This window comes from Sphingomonas liriopis, from assembly GCF_024211255.1.
Classification (GTDB): domain Bacteria; phylum Pseudomonadota; class Alphaproteobacteria; order Sphingomonadales; family Sphingomonadaceae; genus Sphingomonas; species Sphingomonas liriopis.
Genome location: NZ_JAMLDY010000002.1, coordinates 234,712 through 256,518 on the forward strand (window position 1 = coordinate 234,712; position 21,807 = coordinate 256,518).

Annotated in this window: 22 protein-coding genes and 1 tRNA gene; 15 read left to right on the top strand and 8 right to left on the bottom strand. The window is 68.4% G+C overall.

Annotation, left to right across the window (positions count from 1 at the left end; genetic code table 11):
• Positions 1-79 precede the first annotated feature (79 nt).
• Positions 80-1,042 carry an NAD(P)H-dependent flavin oxidoreductase gene (locus tag M9979_RS02460; protein ID WP_422921415.1) on the top strand — a complete coding sequence of 321 codons (963 nt, stop codon included), beginning with the start codon at positions 80-82 and terminating at the stop codon, positions 1,040-1,042.
• Between the two features lie 141 nt (positions 1,043-1,183).
• Here the strand turns inward: M9979_RS02460 and M9979_RS02465 are convergent, their stop codons facing one another.
• Both M9979_RS02465 and M9979_RS02470 read right to left on the bottom strand, forming a co-directional pair.
• Entirely contained in the window at positions 1,184-1,642 is a 459-nt protein-coding gene (locus tag M9979_RS02465) for a DUF1465 family protein (RefSeq protein WP_254287747.1), read from the bottom strand.
• 84 nt (positions 1,643-1,726) lie between these two features.
• Positions 1,727-1,924 carry a DUF465 domain-containing protein gene (locus M9979_RS02470; protein ID WP_254287748.1) on the bottom strand — a complete coding sequence of 66 codons (198 nt, stop codon included), beginning with the start codon at positions 1,922-1,924 and terminating at the stop codon, positions 1,727-1,729.
• Positions 1,925-2,106: 182 nt separating this feature from the next.
• Between M9979_RS02470 and M9979_RS02475 the strand changes: the two genes are divergently transcribed.
• Positions 2,107-2,262, top strand: coding sequence for a YdcH family protein (locus tag M9979_RS02475; RefSeq protein ID WP_254287749.1), 156 nt, complete (start codon positions 2,107-2,109; stop codon positions 2,260-2,262).
• 52 nt (positions 2,263-2,314) lie between these two features.
• Here the strand turns inward: M9979_RS02475 and M9979_RS02480 are convergent, their stop codons facing one another.
• Together M9979_RS02480 and dksA are read right to left on the bottom strand one after the other, a co-directional pair.
• A complete protein-coding gene (locus M9979_RS02480; RefSeq protein ID WP_254287750.1) occupies positions 2,315-2,653 on the bottom strand; it encodes a PilZ domain-containing protein in 339 nt (112 codons plus the stop codon).
• 104 nt (positions 2,654-2,757) lie between these two features.
• A complete protein-coding gene (gene dksA, locus M9979_RS02485) occupies positions 2,758-3,234 on the bottom strand; it encodes an RNA polymerase-binding protein DksA (RefSeq protein WP_254287751.1) in 477 nt (158 codons plus the stop codon).
• 394 nt (positions 3,235-3,628) lie between these two features.
• On the opposite strand from dksA, the gene M9979_RS02490 reads away from it, so the two are divergent.
• Positions 3,629-4,420 carry a hypothetical protein gene (locus M9979_RS02490; RefSeq protein WP_254287752.1) on the top strand — a complete coding sequence of 264 codons (792 nt, stop codon included), beginning with the start codon at positions 3,629-3,631 and terminating at the stop codon, positions 4,418-4,420.
• Positions 4,421-4,487: 67 nt separating this feature from the next.
• Here M9979_RS02490 and M9979_RS02495 read toward each other — a convergent pair whose 3' ends face one another.
• Positions 4,488-4,943: a host attachment family protein gene (locus tag M9979_RS02495; RefSeq protein WP_254287753.1), complete on the bottom strand. Its 456-nt coding sequence runs from the start codon at positions 4,941-4,943 to the stop codon at positions 4,488-4,490.
• A gap of 103 nt (positions 4,944-5,046) precedes the next feature.
• Here M9979_RS02495 and serS point away from each other — a divergent pair, with 103 nt between their 5' ends.
• The 4 genes from serS (at position 5,047) to M9979_RS02515 (ending at position 9,219) form a co-directional block, all read left to right on the top strand.
• Positions 5,047-6,327 (top strand): serine--tRNA ligase, encoded by a 1,281-nt coding sequence (serS, locus tag M9979_RS02500; protein WP_254287754.1) that lies wholly within the window; start codon positions 5,047-5,049, stop codon positions 6,325-6,327.
• A gap of 4 nt (positions 6,328-6,331) precedes the next feature.
• Complete coding sequence (locus M9979_RS02505; RefSeq protein ID WP_254287755.1) at positions 6,332-7,465, top strand: M23 family metallopeptidase; 1,134 nt, start codon at positions 6,332-6,334, stop codon at positions 7,463-7,465.
• A 137-nt stretch (positions 7,466-7,602) separates the two neighbouring features.
• Complete coding sequence (tyrS, locus tag M9979_RS02510; RefSeq protein WP_254287756.1) at positions 7,603-8,832, top strand: tyrosine--tRNA ligase; 1,230 nt, start codon at positions 7,603-7,605, stop codon at positions 8,830-8,832.
• 75 nt (positions 8,833-8,907) lie between these two features.
• Positions 8,908-9,219, top strand: coding sequence for a PilZ domain-containing protein (locus tag M9979_RS02515; protein ID WP_254287757.1), 312 nt, complete (start codon positions 8,908-8,910; stop codon positions 9,217-9,219).
• A gap of 159 nt (positions 9,220-9,378) precedes the next feature.
• Here M9979_RS02515 and recG read toward each other — a convergent pair whose 3' ends face one another.
• Positions 9,379-11,445, bottom strand: coding sequence for an ATP-dependent DNA helicase RecG (gene recG, locus M9979_RS02520; protein WP_254287758.1), 2,067 nt, complete (start codon positions 11,443-11,445; stop codon positions 9,379-9,381).
• A 72-nt stretch (positions 11,446-11,517) separates the two neighbouring features.
• On the opposite strand from recG, the gene M9979_RS02525 reads away from it, so the two are divergent.
• Positions 11,518-11,784, top strand: a complete 267-nt coding sequence (locus M9979_RS02525; protein WP_254287759.1) for an FAD assembly factor SdhE — start codon at positions 11,518-11,520, stop codon at positions 11,782-11,784.
• Between the two features lie 219 nt (positions 11,785-12,003).
• Positions 12,004-15,471, top strand: coding sequence for a transcription-repair coupling factor (gene mfd / locus M9979_RS02530; RefSeq protein WP_254287760.1), 3,468 nt, complete (start codon positions 12,004-12,006; stop codon positions 15,469-15,471).
• A gap of 111 nt (positions 15,472-15,582) precedes the next feature.
• Here the strand turns inward: mfd and M9979_RS02535 are convergent, their stop codons facing one another.
• Positions 15,583-15,996 carry a YybH family protein gene (locus tag M9979_RS02535; protein WP_254287761.1) on the bottom strand — a complete coding sequence of 138 codons (414 nt, stop codon included), beginning with the start codon at positions 15,994-15,996 and terminating at the stop codon, positions 15,583-15,585.
• A complete protein-coding gene (locus M9979_RS02540) occupies positions 15,990-17,642 on the bottom strand; it encodes a bifunctional diguanylate cyclase/phosphodiesterase (RefSeq protein ID WP_254287762.1) in 1,653 nt (550 codons plus the stop codon). The genes M9979_RS02535 and M9979_RS02540 overlap by 7 nt, the downstream gene beginning before the upstream one ends.
• A 109-nt stretch (positions 17,643-17,751) precedes the next feature.
• On the opposite strand from M9979_RS02540, the gene moaA reads away from it, so the two are divergent.
• The 6 genes from moaA to M9979_RS02570 form a co-directional block, all read left to right on the top strand.
• A complete protein-coding gene (moaA, locus tag M9979_RS02545) occupies positions 17,752-18,780 on the top strand; it encodes a GTP 3',8-cyclase MoaA (RefSeq protein ID WP_254287777.1) in 1,029 nt (342 codons plus the stop codon).
• Positions 18,777-19,556: an NAD kinase gene (locus M9979_RS02550; protein WP_254287763.1), complete on the top strand. Its 780-nt coding sequence runs from the start codon at positions 18,777-18,779 to the stop codon at positions 19,554-19,556. Before moaA ends, M9979_RS02550 begins: the two co-directional genes overlap by 4 nt.
• A 78-nt stretch (positions 19,557-19,634) precedes the next feature.
• Positions 19,635-19,709: transfer RNA gene (locus M9979_RS02555), tRNA-Asn, on the top strand.
• Positions 19,710-20,275: 566 nt separating this feature from the next.
• The gene (locus tag M9979_RS02560) at positions 20,276-20,692 is read left to right on the top strand and encodes a secondary thiamine-phosphate synthase enzyme YjbQ (RefSeq protein ID WP_254287778.1); all 417 of its coding nucleotides are present in this window, start codon (positions 20,276-20,278) and stop codon (positions 20,690-20,692) included.
• A gap of 111 nt (positions 20,693-20,803) precedes the next feature.
• A complete protein-coding gene (locus M9979_RS02565) occupies positions 20,804-21,394 on the top strand; it encodes a CC0125/CC1285 family lipoprotein (protein WP_254287764.1) in 591 nt (196 codons plus the stop codon).
• A 221-nt stretch (positions 21,395-21,615) separates the two neighbouring features.
• Positions 21,616-21,807: helix-turn-helix domain-containing protein (locus tag M9979_RS02570; protein ID WP_254287765.1), on the top strand; the 192-nt coding region annotated here is incomplete at its 3' end.

The following is a 21,807-nucleotide window of genomic DNA, read 5'->3' on the forward strand; positions in this document are numbered from 1 at the left end:
CGCCATTGTTTCACGACGGCAAGACGGCGGCTCGCTGGACAGGCCGATCGGTTGCGCTAAACAACCGATCCCAGAGAGGATGCCGATGACCCCCAAGCTGTTCGACCGTCTGGCGCTGCCCGTGATCGGGTCGCCGCTGTTCATCATTTCGAACCCCGATCTGGTGATCGCACAGTGCAAGGCGGGGATCGTCGGATCCTTCCCGGCGCTCAACGCGCGACCGCAGGGCCTGCTCGACGAATGGCTGCACCGGATCACCGAGGACCTGGCGGCGCACAACCGCGACCATCCCGATGCACCCGCGGCGCCCTTCGCGGTCAACCAGATCGTCCACAAGTCGAACGACCGGCTGGAGGCGGACCTTGCCACCTGCGCCAAATGGCAGGTGCCGATCGTCATCACCTCGCTGGGCGCGCGCGAAGACCTCAACACCGCGGTCCATGGCTGGGGCGGGATTACCTTGCACGACGTCATCGACGATCGGTTTGCGCGCAAGGCGATCGAAAAGGGCGCGGACGGGCTGATCGCGGTCGCGGCGGGGGCCGGCGGCCATGCCGGCAAGCTGTCGCCGTTCGCGATCGTGCAGGAGATCCGCCAGTGGTTCGACGGGCCGCTGGCGCTGTCGGGGTCGATCGCAACCGGCGGCGCGGTGCTGGCGGCGCAGGCGATGGGGGCGGATTTCGCCTATATCGGTTCGCCCTTCATCGCGACGACCGAGGCGAATGCGGCGCCCGAGTACAAGCAGTCGATCGTCGCGAGCCGCGCGGCGGACATCGTCTATTCGAACCTGTTCACCGGGGTGCACGGCAACTACCTGCGCGCCTCGATCGAGGCGGCGGGGCTCGACCCCGACGCGCTGCCCGAGGGCGATCTCAAGACGATGGACTTCGGTGGCGGCAACGGGTCCAAGGCCAAGGCGTGGCGCGATATCTGGGGTTCGGGCCAGGGGATCGGCGTGGTCGACCGGGTCGAGAGCGTTGCGGATCGCGTGGCGCGGTTGGTGGGCGAGTACCGGGCGGCGAAGGCGCGGCTGACGGGGTAAGATCGTCCGGCTCGCCATGACGATGTATGTTGGAACGCGAACGTTATTGCCCACCGTTCGCCCTGGTGAGCAGGTCGTCAAGGCCCCCGGCCTCGACGACCTGCTCACCAGGGCGAACGGTGGGTGTTGGGTCAGCCCGCGTCAGAACGCGAGCGCCAGCCGGTCGTGCAGGCGGTGGACGGGGCTCGGCGCCAGTTCGTTCTCCTGCGCGGCATCGAGCAGGCCGACGCGGCGGTGGAGGTTGGCGCTCGCTTCCACCAGCGTGCGGGCGCGCACCGGCAGCGCGCGGATCAGGTCGGCGTCGAACTGCGGCGCATGGCCGAGCCGGCGGGCAGGGTCTAGCGCCTCGCGCGGCTTCAATTCGCCGGCATCGACCGCGCGCTGGGTGAGCAGCCAGGCGATGACGTGCATCAGCCGTGTCGTCACCTTCAGCGATTCGCAGCTGAAGCCGACGCGGATCAGCGGATCGAGCGCCTCGCGCTCCGCCCGCCCCGCTTCGTCGAAATAACTGCGCGCTTCGTCGGCGAGCAGCATCGCCTCGGTATACAGCGAATCGATCAGGCGGCGGTGGATGCGCGATTCGGAAGAGCGGGCGGTCATGGCAGGAACTGGTGGCACAGTGGGGCGGCGCTGCACAGCATCGCCGCGCGGGCGACATGTGTCAAAACGGACGCATCGGCCATATCAGGCGATGATGTCGGGGATCAGCTCGTCCTCGCAGCTGGCGATCTCGTCGCGCAGGCGCAGCTTGCGCTTCTTGAGGCGCGCGATCTGCAGCTGGTCGGGGATGCCGGTCGCCGCCAGCGCGTCGATCGCAGCGTCGAGGTCGCGATGCTCGGTGCGCAACAGGTCGAGCCGGGCGATGATCTGCGCTTCGTCCATGGCGACCCCCTGTTGCCGATCCCGTCGTCCGGCCCCTGCCCTAGCCCAGCGGCGGTGCCAACCCAAGTCGTCGCAGTATGCCCCTCGACTAATCGCGTTCGGTCAATTTGGGTGAGGACTTTTCGACGGTTCGATGGTTTACTCCATTCCCCCAACACGCATGCATCAGGAGGTACACCGAAATGCAGACGACGCATCAACAGGCACTGGAAACCAAGCATGCCGCGCTCGACCGCCGCATCGCCGACGAGACCCACCGCCCGATGCCCAACTCCGCGATCATCACCGACCTGAAGCGCCAAAAATTGAAGCTCAAGGAAGAGCTGACCGGCCTGTAGCGCCATCCACCGGCCCCTCCCTTCGCGGAGGGGCTTTTCGTTGGAGCGGTGTTCAGCGCCTGGCCTGACCCACCGGCTTGCGCGCCTTCTTGGGGTCGATCGGCCGGTCGAGTGCGATGCCGATCCGTCCCTCCGTACACCAAGCCACCCGTCCTGCGATCTCGCCCAGGCCCCGCACGTCGAGCGTCACCGCGGTGCCCGGATCCTTGACCCGGTCGCAATCGACCATCAGCCCGCCTTCGGACAAATTGCGTACGCGCACCTCGCGCGTCGTGCCCTCTCCGTCGAAGCGCAGCTGCGCCATCAGGAACAGGCTGTCGCGCGACCGGCTGCGCGCACCCTCGGCATCGGCGGCGGGAGCAGCGGCGGGATCGTAGGAAAAGCTGTCCATATCCGAAGCGTCTCGATCATGACCGGGCGGGCGGGACGATCGGCGATCGGCCACGTCCGCGCGTACCCGCACAATCGTCGCCAAAGCGTTAACCGCGCCGATCCTCAATCCTCGCGCGAGATCTTTTCGTTGCGCTCGTGACGCTCCTGCGCCTCCAGCGTCATCGTCGCGATCGGGCGCGCTTCCAGGCGGCCGAGGCTGATCGGTTCGCCGGTCACTTCGCAATAGCCGTATTCCCCCTCGTCGATGCGGCGGATCGCCGCCTCGATCTTCGAGACCAGCTTGCGCTGGCGATCGCGGGTGCGCAGTTCGATCGACCAGTCGGTCTCGCTCGACGCGCGATCGGTCAGGTCCGATTCCCGCAGCGAATCGAGCTGCAGCTGGTTGAGCGTGCCCGCCGCGTCCTGCAGGATCGCGTCCTTCCAGCGCAGCAGCTTGTTCCGGAAATACGCCTGCTGGCGCAGGCTCATGAACGGTTCGTCGGCGCTGGGCCGATAACCATCGTCTGCCCAGACGTCGGCATCGTTTGCCGCCATCGGATCGGCACCCCTATCGTGTACGCGACTGACTTGCGTTGCCATGCCACTCTCCCTCCGGTCCCCGTGATTGACCCAGGGACCGCCCCCAAATTGGTGTTCGGGCCTATAATCGTGCGCGTAAAGAACCACAAGCGAGCAGAGTTGCCGAATCTAACCAAAATGCGACCGTTTGTTGCGGTTGCGGCCGTTTCGGTTGCGCTACCGCGCGGCGTGATGCAGCCGACCATCCGCCAGTCGAGCGGCACATTACTGTTCCACTCTGGTACGTTAACGGCGATCGCCCCGCCCCGGCATCAAGAAAACTCGGATCGGGACGCAAGAACATGGTTAACGAACTTGCACTTAACGCTTTGTTTTGCACTTGGTCTCATAGCGGCGATGCTCTGCTGCAACCGGGATTCCGGGGGGCAAGCCCCGGCAACGAAAGAGAGACGTTATGTCCGTACGGATGGCTTTGGCGAAATTGTGCGCTTGCGCATGCGGGGGAGCGCTGATCGGCGGCGGCGCCGTCCATGTCGCAGAGCGGCCGAGCCGTCCCGCGTACGTGAAGCAGGTCAAGAAGCGCGTCGTCGTGCGGCGGCAGGTCGCATCGGTGAAGCGCGCCGGCGCGCGTCGCCGCATCGTGACCACGACGACGACGACGTGTGCGCCCGCGGTGGTGACCGTCGCCAGCCAGGCTGCGCCCGTGCCCCTCCCCGTCTCCGAAGGATTCGTCGGCGGCGGCGGTGGTGGCGGCGTGCCGGTCGTGGTCGGTGGCAGCGGCGGCTGGGGTGGCGGCAGCGGCGGCTTCTTCGGCGGCGGCTTCGGCGGTTCGTCGGGATCGTCGGGCAGCGTCGTGATCTCGTCGACGTCGAGCGGCGGCGCCTATGTCGATATCGACAACAAGAACAGCAATGTCGTCGACAACCAGAACAACAACAACAATCAGAACAACAACGAAAACAAGAACAACAACAATAATACCAACAAGAACGAGCAGAGCCAGAACCAGGATCAGAGCCAGCACCAGAACCAGGACCAGACCAACTACGGGTCGAGTTCGAAGGGCTGGAGCACGAGCGGCGGTTGGACGTCGAGCGGCCATCACGAAGGCCCCCCTCCCGGCCCGCCGGGATCGTCGGGCGGCCCGCCCGCGCCGGTGCCGGCACCGCCGATGGTGCTGCTGTTCGGGGCTGCCGCGGCGGCACTGGTCGCGCGCCGCAAGCTGGCCAAGCCGCAGGCCGCCTGAGCGCTTGGCGGGTTATGAAAAGGGCTGCCGGACCCAGTGTCCGGCAGCCCTTTTTCATGTCCGTCGATCAGGCGGCGCGCAGGGCCTGTTCGATATCGGGCACCGGATGGCCGGTCAGGTCCTTGGCGAGCTCTCCGGTCAGGCGGTCGCTGACCTCCTTATGGTAATGTTTGCGCAATTCGCCGAGCGTCCTGGGCGGCGCGACGATGATGAGCGATTCGAAATCGTTGGCGAGCGCGCGGCGCTTGAGCATGTCGGCAGTCTCGGCGGCGAAGCGGTCTTCCTCCTGCTGGTGGAAGTCGGTTTCGCCCATCGACCCGCCACCGGCGGCGAAGGCACCGCCACCGCGGGTCGAGGATGCGGCGCCCGCGGCGTCGGTCTTCTGGTCGCGATTGGCGGGATTGTCCTGCTCCTCGGCGTGCTCGACCTTCAGGTTCGGATATTCGGCATCGCCTTGGTTGCGGAAGAACAGCGCCTTGCGGCCGTCCGCGACGAGCACGAACGCGTTATGGGGGACCTGCATCACTGTTTCTCCTGATCGTTGCAATCGGATGGGTCAACGCAAGGGGGACCGCATGGGTTGCCGACTTGCGCCACGGGGGGTGCGTCGGCATAGCCGGGCCATCATGCACGACATCCGCGCCATCCGGGACGATCCCGCCGCCTTCGACGCCGCCCTTGCCCGCCGCGGCGTCGCCTCGCCGGCCGCCGCGCTGATCGCGCTCGACGACGCGCGCAAGACCGCGATCGCCGCCGCGCAGGACGCGCAGACGCGCCGCAACGATGTGTCGAAGCAGATCGGCCAGGCGAAGGCGCAGAAGGACGAGGCGCGCGCGCAGGCGCTGATGGCGGAGGTCGCCGCGCTGAAGGGTCAGCTGCCCGAGCTGGAGCAGGCGGAGGGCGAGACCGCCGCGGCGCTCGATGCCGCGCTCGCTGCCCTCCCCAACCGCCCCGCCGCCGACGTGCCCGAGGGCGAGGACGAGAGCGGCAACGTCGTCGTCCATCAGCGTGGCACGATCCCGAGCTTCGACTTTACGCCCCGCGAACATGACGCGATCGGGCCGGCGCTGGGCCTCGATTTCGAAACGGGCGTCGCGATCGCGGGTGCGCGGTTCACGCTGGTGCGCGGGGCGGCGGCGCGGTTGCAGCGTGCTCTGGGGCAGTTCATGCTCGACACGCTGACGCAGGCGCATGGCTATGAAGAGGTGGCGCCGCCGCTGCTCGTCCGCGACGAGGCGGTGTTCGGCACGGGGCAGTTGCCCAAGTTCGCCGAGGACCTGTTCCGCACCACCGACGGGCGCTGGCTGATCCCGACCGCCGAGGTGTCGCTGACCAACATCGTCCGCGAGACGATCCTGCCGCAGGGCGATCTGCCGCTGCGCTTCGCGGCGCTGACCCCGTGTTTCCGCTCGGAAGCGGGGGCGGCGGGGCGTGATACGCGCGGCTATATCCGCCAGCATCAGTTCGACAAGGTCGAGATGGTGTCGATCGTGGCCGAGGATGCGTCCGAGGCCGAGCACGAGCGGATGACGGCGTGCGCCGAGGGCATCCTCGATGCGCTGGCGCTGCCGTATCGGCGGATGCTGCTGTGCGCGGGCGACATGGGGTTCACCGCGCGGCGGACCTACGACCTGGAGGTATGGTTGCCCGGGCAGGACACGTATCGCGAGATTTCGAGCTGCTCGACTTGCGGCGATTTCCAGGCGCGGCGGATGAACGCGCGCTATCGGGCAGACGGCGGGAAGGCGACGCGCTTCGTCCATACGCTCAACGGGTCGGGGCTCGCGGTGGGCCGCACGCTGGTGGCGGTGCTGGAGAATTACCAGCAGGCCGACGGTTCGGTCGCGGTGCCGGCAGTGCTCCAGCCCTATCTCGGCGGGCTCGACCGGCTCGAACCGAAGGGCTGACGGCATGGCGCGCTGGCGGATCGTTGGTGGCGTGGGGGTTGCGGCGCTGGCGCTGTCCGGCTGCATCCCCAGCATCGACGGTGCGCCGGCCGAGGACGCAGGGCCGCCGCCACGGCCGACCTATCTGCCGCGCGAGCCGGCGCCGCGCTACGACCCGCCGCAGCGCTACGAGCCGGCGCGCAACGACCTGCCCGGCCGCGACGGTGCCGATCGCGGCGGCGTGGCGATGCCGCGCACCGCGCGTCCGGCGTGGGAGGCGCGGCCGGTCACGCCGGATGCGCAGGTGGTCGCCGACCAGAGCTACACCGTGCAGCCCGGCGATTCGCTGCGCCGCGTCGCCGAGCGCACCGGTGCTGGGTCGGAGGCGATCGCGCGTGCCAATGCGCTGGAGCCGCCGTTCACGATCCGCGCCGGACAGGTGCTGACCGTCCCCGGCGGGCGCTATCACCTCGTCCGGCAGGGGGAGAGCGGCATCGCGATCGCGCGCGCCTATGGCGTCGAATGGTCGCGGATCGTCGCCGCCAACGCGCTGGAGGAACCTTATGTGCTGCGCGCCGGGCAGCGCGTGCTGATCCCCGGCGACCCGGCGCGTGCGCCGAGCCGCGCCGAGCGGGCGGCGGCGTTCCGGCTCGACATCGACGACATCCTGACCGGCGGCGAACCCGCGCCGGCGCCGCGGCAGGCGCCAGCCAAGCCGGTCGCCAACCCGACCCGCGTGCTGCCGCCGACCGCGGTGGTCGCGGCGCCGGCGCGGTTGCAGGGTGGCTTCGCCTGGCCGGTCGATGGCACGGTCGTGCGCCGCTTCGGCCCCGGCAAGAGCGGCGAGCGCAACGACGGGATCAAGATCGCGGTCCCCGTCTCCACTCCGATCCACGCGACCGCGGACGGCGTCGTCGCCTATGCCGGCGACGGGATCGCGGCGCTCGGCGGGCTGGTCATCATCCGCCATGGCGGCGGCTGGACCAGCGTCTACGGCCATGCCTCGAAACTCCTCGTCCAGCGCGGGCAGAGCGTGAAGCGCGGGCAGACGATCGCGCTGTCGGGCGACACCGGCTTCGCCGACCGGCCCGAGGTGCATTTCGAGCTGCGCAAGGGCCGGACGCCGGTCGATCCGCAGGGGCAGTTGCCGCGGCGGTGATTTTCCGGTCACCCTCACCCTTCCCACCCGGCTGTGCCGGGCGGGCCCCTTCCCTCTCCCGTCGGAAGAGGGAGGGAGGCGCATAGCGCCGGAAGGGTGAGGGTGACGAAGTGCGTCGCGCTTGCTAACCGGCGCGCATGACGTACCAGTCCGACCTGCTCAGCACGCTCGCCTCGCGCGGCTATATCCATCAGATGACCGATGCGGGTGCGCTCGACGCGCTGGCAGCGAAGAGCGTCGTGCCTGGCTATATCGGCTTCGATCCGACCGCGCCGTCGCTGCATGTCGGCAGTCTCGTCCAGATCATGCTGCTGCGGCGGCTGCAGCAGACCGGGCACAAGCCGATCGTGCTGATGGGCGGCGGCACCGGCAAGATCGGCGATCCCTCGTTCAAGGACGAGGCGCGCAAGTTGCTCGGCGAGGAGGGGATCAAGGCGAACGTCGCGTCGATCAAGCGGATCTTCGAGCGTTTCCTGACCTTCGGGGACGGGTCGACGGATGCGGTGATGCTCGACAATGCCGAATGGCTCGATGCCCTCGAATACATCCCGTTCCTGCGCGACGTCGGGCAGCATTTCAGCGTCAACCGGATGCTGTCGTTCGATTCGGTCAAGCTGCGGCTCGACCGGGAACAGTCGCTCTCGTTCCTCGAATTCAACTACATGATCCTGCAGGCCTATGATTTTCTTGAACTTTCCCGTCGCGCCGGGTGCCGGTTGCAGATGGGCGGATCGGATCAATGGGGCAATATCGTCAACGGTATCGAGCTGTCGCGCCGGATGGACGGGACCGAGGTGTTCGGGGTGACGACGCCGCTCATCACCACCGCGGACGGCGGCAAGATGGGCAAGACGATGGCGGGTGCGGTGTGGCTGCACGAGGACCAGCTGTCGCATTTCGATTACTGGCAGTTCTGGCGCAACACCGACGACCGCGACGTCGGGCGGTTCCTGCGGCTGTTCACCGATCTGCCGCTCGACGAGATCGCGCGGCTGGAGGCGCTGGAGGGCGCCGGGATCAACGAGGCGAAGAAGGTGCTGGCCAACGAAGCGACCGCGATGTGCCGCGGGCGCGCCGCGGCGGACGAGGCGGCGGAGACGGCGCGGCGGACGTTCGAGGAGGGCGCGAGCGGCGCGGCCCTGCCGAGCGTCACCGTCGCGGGCGGCAGCATCGCGGTGGTCGATGCGCTGATCGCGCTCGGCTTCGCCAAGTCGAAGGGCGAGGCGCGGCGGCTGATCGCCGGCGGCGGCGCGCGGGTCGGTGCGGACAAGATCACCGACGAGGCGCAATTGATCGCGGTGGGCGCGGAACCCGTCCGTCTGTCGGCGGGAAAAAAGAACCACGGTCTGCTCGTTTCGGGGCAGTAAGTGTCTGTAAACCGATAGGCTTCTATCGCTGCATCCGAAATGGTCCGACCCTTTGGGCCATGAGGAGTTCTGGCTGTGACGCTTGCCGCGCTGAACCTGTCCGACGGCCGTGCCGAACCGCGCGACGAGGTGCATCACCGCTGTCGCGCGATGCTCGCCGACCGGCGCTCGGTGCCGGTGCTGGTCGTCAACCTGTCGCCGCAGGGGCTGATGATCCGCAGCGATGCGCCGGTGAGCGTCGGCGAATGGCTGCGCATCACGCTGCCGGTGATGGGCGAGGTGCAGGCGGCGGTGCGCTGGGCGCTCGGCGGGCGAATCGGGTGCCAGCTGGAGCGGGCGATTCCAGGAGGGCAGTATCATGCGGTGCTGGGGGCGATGGCGGGGTGATCGACGTCTAGACGGCAGAGGTCGCCCTCACCCTTCCGCGGCTTTGGGAACCCATGAAAGTATTACTTTCATGGGCCCCTCGCCGCCCCCTCCCTCTCCCGCTGGGAGAGGGAAAAGACGCCGAAGGCGGCGAAGGGTGAGGGTGATCGAGGCCGCGTTTCAGCCCGACCTAAGCAGCGCCACGCCGGCATCGCGATCGAACAGGTAGAGCGCGACCCGCGCCGCCTGCCCGCGCGGCCCTTCCAGCCCGCCGTCGCGATCGATCAGCAGGCGGGCGTCGTCCTGCGCGCATTGCAGCAGATCGCTTAGCATCTCGGGCAGCGCCAAGCGGAAGGTCACCTCGCCCGACTGGCGCGTGCCGAGCAGTTCGCCGCCGCCGCGCAGGCGAAGATCCTCCTCGGCGATGCGGAAGCCGTCGTTGCTCTCGCGCATCAAGGCGAGCCTTGCGCGGGAAGTTTCGCTGAGCGCCGACCCGCGCAGCAGCAGGCAGCGCGACAGGCCGCCGCCGCGCCCGACGCGGCCGCGCAGCTGGTGGAGCTGGGCGAGGCCGAAGCGGTCGGCATGTTCGATGACGATGAGGGTGGCGTTGGGGACGTCGACGCCGACTTCGATCACCGTCGTGGCGACGAGGACGCTCAGGCGGTTGCCGGCGAACGCCTCCATGACGGCGTCCTTCTCGGCGGGCTTCATCCGGCCGTGGACGACGCCGATCCGCTCTCCGAAACGGTTGCGCAGCGTCTCGGCGCGCATTTCGGCGGCGGCGAGGTCGCTCTTCTCGCTTTCCTCGACCAAGGGGCAGACCCAATAGGCCTGGCCGCCTTCGGAGATGTGGCGGCCGATCGCGTTGACGACTTCGTCGAGCCGATCCTCGGAGACGACTCGCGTCTCGATCGGTTCGCGGCCGGGGGGCATTTCGTCGAGCCGGCTGACGTCCATTTCGCCATACTGGGCGAGGGTCAGCGTGCGCGGGATCGGGGTGGCGGTCATCGCGAGCAGGTGCGGCGGCGCCTTGCCCTTGGCCTGCAACAGCATGCGCTGGGCGACGCCGAAGCGGTGCTGTTCGTCGACGACGACCAGCCCGAGGTCCTTGTAGCCGACCGCCTCCTGGAAGATGGCGTGGGTGCCGACGAGGATGTCGATCTCGCCGCTGGCCAGCGCCATCAGCGTCGCCTCGCGCGCCTTGCCCTTGTCGCGGCCGGTGAGGACGGCGATTTCGACGGGCAGGCCGGCGAGCTGCTTGCGCAGCGTCTCGTAATGCTGGCGGGCGAGGATTTCGGTTGGGGCGAGCATCGCGCCCTGTGCGCCGGCCTCGACCGCGATCAGCAGCGCCATCGCCGCGACCAGCGTCTTGCCTGAGCCGACGTCGCCCTGCAGCAGGCGCAGCATCGGCGCCGTCTGGGCGAGGTCGCCCTCGATCTCGGCCACGGAGCGGGTCTGCGCGCCGGTGGGGGTGTACGGCAGGCGCAGCAGGTCGCGCAGGCGGCCGTCGCCGACGAGCGCCCTGCCCCGCCGCTTGCGCGTGTCGGCGCGGACGAGCGTCAGCGCGAGCTGGTTTGCGAAGATCTCGTCATAGGCGAGGCGTTCGCGGGCGGTCTTGTCGGCGGGGTCGGCGTGGATGCGCTGCAACGCCTCGCGCCAGTCGGGCCAGCCGCGTTTGGCTTTCAGACCGGGCTCGATCCATTCGGCAAGGTCGGGCGCGCGCTCGATCGCCTGGCTCGCGAAACCGGCGAGGCGGCGCGAGGTCAGCCCTTCGGAGAGCGGGTAGATCGCCTCGCGTTCGCGGAACGGTTCGTCGGGTTCGCCCCCCCCACCACCAACGATGTCGGGGTGGATGATCTGGAGCGTGTCGCCATAGCTTTCGAGCTTGCCCGAGACGCGGCGGGGTTCGTTCAGTGGCAGCAGCTTCTTCACCCAGCCCGACGAGCCGCCGAAATAGACGAGGCTGACGGCGTTGCCCTTCGCGTCGGTGGCCTGCACGCGGGTGGGGCCGCGGCCGGAGCTGGTGCGGTAATCGCGCGGGGTCAGCGTGATCGCGATGATCCGGCCGGCGTCGGCGACGTCGAGTTCCTCGCGGGGCAGCCGGTCGATCCAGCCGCTCGGGAGGTGGAAGGCGACGTCGACGACACGCGCGAGGCCCAATCGGTCGAGCGGCTTGGCGAGGCCGGGGCCGACGCCCTTGAGGGCGGTGACTTCGGCGAACAGCGGATTGAGGATATCGGGGCGCATGACTACATGGCCGCTATACCCTACCCGATAACCGCCGCCAGCGGTTACCGGGCTATTTGCATTGGATCGCCCGTGGACCACGCCACCCGCCTGAAACGCCTGAAGTTCCGCAGCTGGCATCGTGGCACCAAGGAGGCCGACCTGATGATCGGCGGCTTCTTCGATGCCCACGGCGCGGGGTGGACGCCCGCAGAACTCGACTGGTTCGAGGCGCTGCTCGAGGAGCAGGACGTCGATATCATGGGCTGGGCGATCGGATCGCTGCCGTGTCCCGCGGAATGGGAGGGTGCGATGATGCAAGCGATGCGGTCGCTCAGCTACGTGCCGGTGGTGCGCTGACGTCGCCATCCATACACCGTCACCCCGGACTTGTCCCGGGGTCCACCAAGCCGCGGGCGAATGGTTTGAAGCTCAGGCCGCGCGCCTCGCCGCAGAGTGGACCCCGGAACAAGTCCGGGGTGACGGGGATATGCTGGACAGGTGACCGATCCCGCCAGCGGGACCCAATCAACTGCATGACCGCCCGGCGCTCACCCGCTGCGCCCAACCGAGAAACCGATGCCCGATCTGAAGACGATCCTGTCCGCCAAGACGCCGCTCACCCTGTCGGGGGTACCCACCGGGTTCCAGCCGTCGCTGCTCGCCGACCTTGCGCGGGCGGCGAAGGGGCGTGCCGTCTTCATCGCGCCGGACGATGCGGCGATGCGCGCGGTGGCGGCGACCGCGGCGTTCTTCGCGCCCGAACTGGAGATCGTCAGCTTCCCGGCGTGGGACTGCCTGCCCTATGATCGCGCCAGCCCGACGCTGCGGATCATGGCGGAGCGGATCGCGGCGCTGTGGCGGCTGCAGAAGCCCGCCAAGGGACCGCAGCTGTTTCTGACCACCGCCAACGCCGCGACGCAGCGGGTGCTGACGCCGTTCCGCATCCGCCAGCTGGTCGCGACGCTGGAGCCCGGCGCGCGGATCGATCGCGACGATCTGGCGCGGCTGCTCCAGGCGAACGGCTACGTGCGGACCGAGACGGTGCACGACCAGGGCGAATATGCGGTGCGCGGCGGCATCGTTGACCTGTTCCCGAGCGGCGAGGAACAGGCGCTGCGGCTCGACTTCTTCGGTGACGAAATCGAGACGGTGCGCACCTTCAGTCCCGAGGACCAGCGCACCACCGGGCGGATCGACGGCTTCACCCTGCTGCCCGCGTCCGAGGCGTTGCTCGACGAGGAATCGATCAAGCGGTTCCGCACGCGCTATCGCGAGAAGTTCGGCGCGACCGCGACCGGCGATCCCTTGTACCAGACGATCAGCGACGGGCGGCGGCTGGCGGGCATGGAGCACTGGCTGCCGCTGTTCGAGGACAAGCTGGCGACGCTGTTCGACCATCTGTCAGAGGGCGACGTGGTGGTGCGCGATTTCGGCGTCACTGGCGCCGCCGAGGGGCGGATGGAATCGATCGCCGATTATTACGAGAACCGCCAGCGCGCGGAAGCCGCGCAGCCGGGGAGCTACCGGCCGCTTGCCGCGAAGACGCTGTATCTCGACGCCAGGGAATGGGCGGCGAGCCTCGACGCGGCGCACGCGCATCTGACGACGCCGTTCCACGAGCCGGAAAGCGCCAGCGTGCTCGATTTCGGCGTCGACGGCCCGCGCGATTTCGGGCCGGAGCGGTCGGCGAGCGCCAACGTCTACGAGGCGGTCGTCGATCACCTGAAGGCGCTGCGCAAGGCAGGCAAGAAGCCCGTGCTGGCGAGCTATTCGGTCGGCGCGCGCGAGCGGCTCGGCAATCTGCTCAAGGACCACGGCCTCCACGGCGGCAAGGCGGCGGACAGCTGGCAGGCGGCGCTCGGCATCGCCGACACCGGCAAATCCGCGGGCGTCGCGCTCGTCGTGCTGCCGCTCGACCACGGCTTCACCGCGCCCGGCGTCGCGGTGCTGACCGAGCAGGACATGCTCGGCGACCGGTTGGTGCGGCGGGCGAAGCGCAAGAAGTCCGCCGACGCCTTCCTCGCGGAACTCGCCGCGCTGACGCCGGGCGACCTCGTCGTCCACAGCGATCACGGCATCGGCAAATATCTCGGGCTGACCTCGATCCCCGTCGGGCAATCCCCGCACGATTGCGTCGCGGTCGAATATGCCGGCGGCGACAAATTGTTCGTGCCGGTCGAGAACCTCGAGGTGCTGTCGCGCTACGGCTCGAACGAGGAAGGCGCGAGCCTCGACCGATTGGGCGGCGAGGCGTGGCAGCGGCGCAAGTCGAAGATGAAGGAGCGGATCCGCGAGATCGCGGGCGAGCTCATCAAGACCGCGGCCGAACGCGCGCTGCACCCCGGCGACGTGCTCGAACCCGATGTCAGCGGCTATCCGAGCTTCGTCGACCGTTTCCCTTATGCCGAAACGGACGATCAGGATCGCGCGATCGAGGACGTGCTCGGCGATCTGTCGGCGGGCAAGCCGATGGACCGGCTGATCGTCGGCGACGTCGGCTTCGGCAAGACCGAGATCGCGCTGCGCGCCGCCTTCGTCGCGGCGATGGCGGGCAAGCAGGTCGCGGTGGTGTGCCCGACTACGCTGCTCGCGCGCCAGCATTACAACAATTTCAGCGCGCGGTTCGAAGGCTTCCCGATGCAGATGGGGCGGCTGTCGCGACTCGTCCCGGCGAACGAGGCGAAGGCGACCAAGGAGGGCCTCGCCGGCGGCACGGTCGACGTCGTCATCGGCACGCACGCGCTGCTCGCGAAGAACATCGACTTCAAGCGATTGGGGCTCGTCATCGTCGACGAGGAGCAGCGCTTCGGCGTCACCCATAAGGAGCGTTTGAAGGCGCTGCGTGCCGACGTTCATATGCTGACACTGACCGCGACGCCGATCCCGCGCACGCTGCAAATGGCGATGAGCGGTATCCGCGAACTGTCGGTGATCCAGACGCCGCCGGTCGATCGACTGGCGGTGCGGACCTATGTTATCCCGTGGGACCCGGTGGTGCTGCGCGAGGCGCTCTTACGCGAACATTATCGCGGCGGTCAGAGCTTCATCGTCACGCCGCGCGTCGCCGACCTGCCCGATCTTGAGGAGTATCTGCGCAACGAGGTGCCCGAGATCCGCTACGTCGTCGCGCACGGCCAGATGAGCCCGACCGAGGTCGAGGAGCGGATGAGCGCCTTCTACGACAAAAAGTTCGAGGTGCTCGTCTCGACGACGATCATCGAGAGCGGGATCGATATCGCATCGGCCAACACGATCATCGTCAACCGTGCCGACCGGTTCGGCCTCGCGCAGCTCTATCAGCTGCGCGGGCGGGTCGGGCGGTCGAAGACGCGCGCCTATGCCTATCTGGTGACCCCGCCCGAGCGGATGATGACCGAGACGGCGGAGAAGCGCCTAAAGGTATTGAGCGACCTCGATTCGCTCGGCGCGGGGTTCCAGCTGGCCAGCCACGATCTCGACATTCGCGGCGCGGGCAATCTGCTCGGCGACGAACAATCGGGGCATATCAAGGAGGTCGGCTACGAGCTGTACCAGTCGATGCTGGAAGAGGCGATCATGGACGCCAAGGCTGGCGGTCTTGCCGCGCGGCCGCGTGATTTCTCGCCGCAGATCACCGTCGATGCGCCGATCTTGATCCCGGACGATTACGTGCCGGACCTTGATTTGCGCATGGGGCTGTATCGCCGGCTCAACGAGCTGGAGGACAATCGCGAGATCGAGGCGTTCGCCGCGGAGATGATCGACCGGTTCGGGCCGCTGCCCGATGCGACCGACAATCTGATCCGCGTGATCGAGATCAAATTGAACGCGCGCAAGGCGTGTATCGCCAAGATGGACGTCGGGCCGCGCGGGGTGCTGGTCGGGTTCCACGACGATACGCCGCCCAACGTGCCGGGGCTGCTGGCGTATGTCGCGCGGCTGAATGGCGTGGCCAAGCTGCGGCCGGACAGCAAGCTGGTGCTGCAGCGGGCCTGGCCCGATGCGAAGTCGCGGTTGCATGGCGCGTTGCAGCTGTCGAAGGGGCTGGCGAAGGCGGCGGGGTAACGATCGCTACTCGCCCTCACCCTTCCAGCGCTTCGCGCCTCCCTCCCTCTCCCATCGGGAGAGGGAAAGACGCCGAAGGCGGCGAAGGGTGAGGGTGACCTTGGTATGGACTCAGCTGCTGTGGTCGGAGACGATCTTCCAGCCCGTCGCCTGTCGTTCGAACAGTAGCGACGTCACGCCCGTGGCCTGTTTGCCGGCGGGATAGGCGAGCATCCATTGCGCCCAGAGCATCTGGTGCGTCGCATCGATGCGGCGGAAGCCGAGCATGCGGAACGACAGCGTGCCGCGCTTCGCGGCATCGGCGCCGTAGTTCTTCGCATAGCGCGCGGCGATCGCGGGCTTGCCGCGGATCAGGCCGTCCTTCGTCACGAATACCGCATCGTCGGCGTAGATGGCGAGGAAACGCGGCATGTCTCCCATGCTCCAGCCGGCAGCGCTGTCGGTCATCGCCGCGGTGATCGCGGCCTGCGGGTCCGCTGCCGCGGCGGGGGCCGCGACCAGCAAAGCGATGGTCGGGATCAACATGGCGTCTCCATCAACCGGGCGAGCGCGGCCGCGTCGAGTGGCGGGGCGAGCAGATAGCCCTGATAATAGGTGCAACCCTCGGCGGCGAGCAAGGCGCGCTGTGCCTCGGTCTCGATCCCCTCGGCGACGACCGCGAGGTCGAGCGAGCGGGCGAGCGTCATCACCGCGCGCACGACAGCGCGATGGCGCGCGGTGCCCTCGATGCCGAGCGCCAGTGCCTTGTCGAGCTTGAGGTAATCGAGCGGCAGCGCGGTGAGATAGGCGAGGCTGGAATAGCCGGTGCCGAAATCGTCGAGCGCGACGCGAAGGCCGGCTGCGCGCAATTCGGACAGCGTCGCGGCGGCGACGTCGAGATGGCGGATCGCGCCGCTTTCGGTGATCTCCACGGTCAGCCGCCCGACCGGCACGCCGCTCGCCGCGACGCGCGCGAGGAAGGCGGCGGCGAACCCCGGCCGGCCGAGATCGCCGGCGGTGAGGTTGAGCGCGACGCGCAAGCTCCGCAGCGCCGGCGGCCAGTCGGCCATGCGCGCGAGCACCAGCCCCTGGATATGGTCGGACAGCGCGAGGCCCAGATCGGCGCGATCCGCCGCGGCGAACAGCGCGTCGGCGCCGAGCGGGCCCAATCGGCCGTGGTTCCAGCGTGCCAGCGCCTCGACCCCGCTTATCCTTCCGCCGTCGATCGGCGCCTGTGGCTGGAACAGGATATCGATCTCGCCGCGCTCGATCGCGAAATGGAGGTCGATGGCGAGCGAATCGAGCGGCGCGGCGCCTTCCGGGCCGGCGATGCGGATCGTCGCGCCGTCGCTCGCCTTGGCGGCGACCAGCGCTTCGGACGCGCGGCGCATCAGGCTGGCGGCATCGTCGCTGGCGGTGCCTTCGGCCATGCCCCAGCGGCTGCCGAGCACCGCCTCGCGGCCCATGGCGGACAGCGGGCGTACCAGCGCGGCGTTGAGTTCGGTGGAGAGGCGGGCGAGCGTCGCGGGATCGGTTGCGGCGGCGACGACGATATCGCCGCCGTCGGGCGTGGAGACGAGCCCGGCGGGGCCGAGCAGGCCGCGGGTGATCGCCTCGACCTGGCGGTGCGCCTCGGCGATCAGCGCGTCGCCGACCGCGCGGCCGCGCGCGGCGTTGAGGATATCGAGCCGCGACAGCGCGATCATCAGGAGGCCGACATGGCGGCCCTCGCTTAGCCACCCGGCGACCCGGTCGGTGATCCGGTCGGGATCGGCGATCGCACCGAACGCCGGCCCGCGCCGGTCGCCGAGGTCGCGCGCGGCATGGCGCGCGGCGAAGCGGATCGCGTGGCGGCGTTCGTCCGCATCGCCGGAATCGATCAGGAAATGCGTCGCACCGGCCGCGAACAATGCGTCGAGATCGGCATCGCCGGCGACCAGCGCGAGCAGCGCCGCACCGGTCGCGGCGACGAAACCGCCCAGCGCCTCGGTCGTGGCCAGGCCCAAAGCGGGATCGTCGCGGCCATCGACCAGCACGACGCCGGCACCGCTGGCTAGCACCCGCGCGGCGACGTCGTCCCCGCCCGCATCGACGACGACCGACCAGCCGTCGGCACGCGCCGCCACGGCCAGCGCATCGCCCGCCCCGGCCGATACGATGAACAGCGTCGCTTGCTCGGCACCCTTCTCCATCGCCGCCAGCCTAGGGCGGCATCGGTTAACCGGCAATGGAGAGGCGGGCGAAGCGATCGCAGATGGAACGGACTTGTCGTCCACGGGTTCACCGCCTAGCTCCTTGATGATGACCAGCGCCCTCCCCCCCATCGATCAGCCGCTGGTCGACCCCCAGGGTCGTACCATCCGCTATCTGCGTATCTCGGTCACCGACCGGTGCGACCTGCGCTGCCGTTATTGTATGGCGGAGCAGATGACGTTCCTGCCGCGCGCCAAGCTGCTGAGCCTCGACGAGATCGCGATCATCGCCGAACGCTTCATCGCGCGCGGGGTGACCAAGATCCGGCTGTCGGGCGGTGAGCCGCTGGTGCGCCGCGATGTCGGCGATCTGGTGCGCCGGCTGGGGCGGCATGTCGGGGCCAAGGGATCGGGCGGTGGCCTCGACGAGCTGACGATGACGACCAACGCGACGCGGCTCGACCGACATGCGGACGAGATGGTCGATGCCGGCATCCGGCGGATCAACGTCAGCCTCGACAGCCTCGACGCCGAACGGTTCCGCTACATCACCCGCCACGGCGATCTCGATCAGGTGCTGCGCGGCATCGCCGCGGCGAAGGCGGCGGGGCTGGCGGTCAAGATCAACATGGTCGCGCTGGCGGGGCTCAATGAGGCCGAGATTCCGGCGATGCTGGAATGGTGCGTCGCCGAGGGCCACGACCTGTCGCTGATCGAGACGATGCCGCTGGGCGCAATCGACGAGGATCGCACCGACCGCTTCGTGCCGCTGACGCGGGTGTTCGAGGATTTGAAGGGCCGGTTCGCGCTGGTCCGCGATGCGCACCGCACCGGCGGGCCGGCACGCTACTGGCGGGTCGATGGCTCGTCGACGAAGCTGGGGCTGATCTCGCCGCTGACCGCCAATTTCTGCGACGGATGCAACCGCGTGCGTTTGACGACCGAGGGCAAATTGTACCTGTGTCTGGGGCATGACGATCAGGTCGACCTGAAGGCGGCGCTGCGCGACGGCGGCATCGCCGGGCTGGATACCGCGATCGATTTAGGCCTGACGCGCAAGCCCGCGCGGCACGATTTCCGCATCGCGAGCGGGTCGGCGCCGGCGGTGGCGCGGCACATGAGCGTCACCGGCGGATGAGCCGGTACGAGCGGCGGGCGCTGGTCGCCTCGCCGACCGCCCCTGCGCGCGCCGCCGCGGCCGAGCTGGCGGATGCGGCCGACTGGGTCGATCCGGCCGACGCCGACGTCATCATCGCGCTGGGCGGTGACGGCTTCATGCTGCAGACGCTGCACGGGCTGCTCGACCGGCGTGGCACCGCGGTGCCGGTGTTCGGCATGAACCTCGGCACGGTCGGCTTCATGATGAACGAATGGCGCCGCCACGGCATCGGCGAGCGGCTGGAGCGCGCCAAGCCGTTCAAGGTCTCGCCGCTGCTCGCCACGGTCACCGGGATCGACGGGCGCGTGCACCAGGCGCCGGCGATCAACGAGGTCTCGCTGCTGCGCGAGACGCGCCAGACCGCCAAGCTGGAGGTGTCGGTCAACGACCGCGTGGTGATGCCGGAGCTCGCCTGCGACGGCATCCTCGTCGCGACGCCGGCGGGATCGACCGCGTACAATCTGTCGGCGCACGGGCCGATCCTGCCGCTGGGGTCGAACATGCTGGCGCTGACCCCGATCAGCCCGTTCCGCCCGCGGCGCTGGCGCGGCGCGATCCTGCCCGACAAGGCGCGGATCGCGCTGCGCGTGCTCGATCCCGCCAAGCGCCCGGTATCGGCGGTGGCGGACCAGCGGGAGTTCCGCGACGTCGCCGAGGTATCGATCGCGATCGACCGCGCGCGCGAGCTGACCTTGCTGTTCGATCCCGAGCATGCGCTCGACGACCGGATCACGATGGAGCAGTTCGTCGCCTGAACGAAGCTGTGGAAAAAGCCCAGAACGGGGTTGCATCGCGATTTCTGGCGGCTATAGACCCCCTCCACGACGCAGCGTTCCCTGATAGCTCAGCGGTAGAGCTCTCGACTGTTAATCGAGCGGCCGTAGGTTCGAATCCTACTCAGGGAGCCATTTTCCTCACATCGTCAACGGTTTGCCCGGCGCCCGATAGGACGCCAGCAGATTGCGCTTGCGAACCGCGCGGGCGATCCGCATCATCGCCGCAGGACGAGGAGCGCAAAATGCTCCCGCGAGGAGAGCGATGTGATGATCTTTCTGAAAGTGGCGATCGGTGCGATGGCGGCGGCGATTCTGACAGTGCCGGTGCTGATGGCGGTGACCGGGCGCAAGGGCGATGGCGGCGAGCGCCAGTCCGGCTGATCGAATTGCGTTAACGCGGTGGTGGTGAAACAGCGGGTAGGACGGAGCGCCTCATCCCGATCGCACAGGATCCATCCGTGGACGCAACCTATCGCTCCGCCACCGCCCAGCTCGTCGCCTCGATCCACCAGCCGCTGCGCGCGCCGGTCGGCGAATGCCTCGAACGGTGGAGCCGGCTGGATGCAATGACGCGTGCGCGTGCCTATCTGGTGATCGAAGGGCCGGAGCCGCGCGTGCGGCGAACGCTGAATGCCGCCGCGATCGCCGGGCTCATCGAGCGCGCCCGATCCGCGGGGGCTGCGATTCGAGGACGTGACGTGCGACAGGCGACCGGGATACTGACGATCGATACGCGGCGACAGGGGCTGGTCGACGTCACCGATCGCGTCGTCGGCTGGGTGGAGCGACAAGGCATCGCCGAGGGGCTGCTCACCGTCTTCTGCCGCCATACCTCCGCCTCGCTGGTGATCCAGGAGAATGCGGCGCCGGCGGTGCGGCGCGATATGGAGGCCTATTTCAACCGCCTCGCACCCGAAAGCCGCGACTATGAGCATGACGACGAGGGGTCGGACGACATGCCCGCGCATCTCAAGACCGCGCTGACCGGTGTGCAGCTGTCGATCCCCGTCCTCGGCGGCGTGCCGGCGCTGGGGACGTGGCAGGGCATCTATCTGTTCGAACATCGCACCCGGCCGCACCGGCGCGAGCTGGCGCTGCACCTGATCGGCGCGTGATCTGCGACGAAACGTTACGGCGCGGAGCCAAGTCGTTCATCGCTCGTTCCACTGACGCACGATACAGCGGAATGGTTCGCCGCATCCGCGCGCGAATGGAGTAATGGAGTCATGATGCATCTAGGCCGCAAGGCTGTGGTCGCCGCCCTCGCCGCCTCCACATTGATGGTCGCCGGCTGCGCGACCGAGACCACCTATCGCCCCGCCACGGGACAGGGGTTCAACCGTACCGGTTACAGCGACCGCCAGGTCGAGCCCAACCGTTTCCTCGTCAGCTTCGCCGGCAACAGCGTGACGTCGCGCGATACGGTGGAGCGTTACCTGCTGTTCCGTGCCGCCGAACTGACGCTGCAGAATGGCTACGACTATTTCCTGATGGCCAACCGCGACACCGATCTGCAGTCGCGGACCTATTCGACGCCGGGGATCGGCGGCGGGTTCGGTTATGGCGGCTTCGGTGGCTATTGGGGTCCGTCGTGGCGCTATTACGGGCGCGGTTTCGGCTGGCGTTCGTGGGATCCGTGGCTGGGCGGCGGCTTCGGGCCTTGGGGCAACGATTTCGATATCCGCACCATCGACCGCTACGAAGCGACCGCGGAGATCGTGATGCGCAAGGGGCCGATCCCGCGCGACAATCTGCGCGCGTTCAACGCCAAGGCGGTGGTCGACAGCATCGGGCCGAGCGTGGTGTTGCCGAAGTAAGGGTTCGCCCCTTCGGACAAACGAAAAGGGGCCGGATCACCGATGGGTGGTCCGGCCCTTTTTCTGTTGCGACGCGTATCGCACACCCTTCGTCACCCCGGACGTGTTCTGGGGTCCACCGGGCCGCACGCGTATGCTTTCGCCTCCAGCCGTATGCCTCGCCGCAGAGTGGACCCCCCTGAGTTCACAAACGAAGTGCAACACCTGAGACAGGTGCTGCTATGTCGACCTATCGCCAGCTATCGCTTGAAGAACGATGTTCGATTGCCCGGCTTCATGAAGCCGGGCATTCGATCCGGCAAATCGCTGCAACTCTGGATCGCCAGCCGTCGACCGTCTCGCGCGAGCTGATGCGCAATGCCGGCGCGACGATCGGTTACCGTCCCGCCTATGCGCAGGCGCAGGCCCAGGCA

Excerpts from the sequence above, each read along its gene's own strand:
- M9979_RS02535 (WP_254287761.1), bottom strand. The coding sequence starts at position 15,996 with ATGTTGATCCCGACCATCGCTTTGCTGGTCGCGGCCCCCGCCGCGGCA.
- M9979_RS02550 (WP_254287763.1), top strand. The coding sequence starts at position 18,777 with ATGAGCCGGTACGAGCGGCGGGCGCTGGTCGCCTCGCCGACCGCCCCT.
- M9979_RS02460 (WP_422921415.1), top strand. The coding sequence starts at position 80 with ATGCCGATGACCCCCAAGCTGTTCGACCGTCTGGCGCTGCCCGTGATC.
- serS (WP_254287754.1), top strand. The coding sequence starts at position 5,047 with ATGCACGACATCCGCGCCATCCGGGACGATCCCGCCGCCTTCGACGCC.
- M9979_RS02465 (WP_254287747.1), bottom strand. The coding sequence starts at position 1,642 with ATGACCGCCCGCTCTTCCGAATCGCGCATCCACCGCCGCCTGATCGAT.
- tyrS (WP_254287756.1), top strand. The coding sequence starts at position 7,603 with ATGACGTACCAGTCCGACCTGCTCAGCACGCTCGCCTCGCGCGGCTAT.
- recG (WP_254287758.1), bottom strand. The coding sequence starts at position 11,445 with ATGCGCCCCGATATCCTCAATCCGCTGTTCGCCGAAGTCACCGCCCTC.
- M9979_RS02490 (WP_254287752.1), top strand. The coding sequence starts at position 3,629 with ATGTCCGTACGGATGGCTTTGGCGAAATTGTGCGCTTGCGCATGCGGG.
- M9979_RS02480 (WP_254287750.1), bottom strand. The coding sequence starts at position 2,653 with ATGGACAGCTTTTCCTACGATCCCGCCGCTGCTCCCGCCGCCGATGCC.
- M9979_RS02565 (WP_254287764.1), top strand. The coding sequence starts at position 20,804 with ATGATGCATCTAGGCCGCAAGGCTGTGGTCGCCGCCCTCGCCGCCTCC.
- M9979_RS02505 (WP_254287755.1), top strand. The coding sequence starts at position 6,332 with ATGGCGCGCTGGCGGATCGTTGGTGGCGTGGGGGTTGCGGCGCTGGCG.
- M9979_RS02495 (WP_254287753.1), bottom strand. The coding sequence starts at position 4,943 with ATGCAGGTCCCCCATAACGCGTTCGTGCTCGTCGCGGACGGCCGCAAG.
- M9979_RS02470 (WP_254287748.1), bottom strand. The coding sequence starts at position 1,924 with ATGGACGAAGCGCAGATCATCGCCCGGCTCGACCTGTTGCGCACCGAG.
- dksA (WP_254287751.1), bottom strand. The coding sequence starts at position 3,234 with ATGGCAACGCAAGTCAGTCGCGTACACGATAGGGGTGCCGATCCGATG.
- mfd (WP_254287760.1), top strand. The coding sequence starts at position 12,004 with ATGCCCGATCTGAAGACGATCCTGTCCGCCAAGACGCCGCTCACCCTG.
- M9979_RS02475 (WP_254287749.1), top strand. The coding sequence starts at position 2,107 with ATGCAGACGACGCATCAACAGGCACTGGAAACCAAGCATGCCGCGCTC.
- M9979_RS02540 (WP_254287762.1), bottom strand. The coding sequence starts at position 17,642 with ATGGAGAAGGGTGCCGAGCAAGCGACGCTGTTCATCGTATCGGCCGGG.
- moaA (WP_254287777.1), top strand. The coding sequence starts at position 17,752 with ATGACCAGCGCCCTCCCCCCCATCGATCAGCCGCTGGTCGACCCCCAG.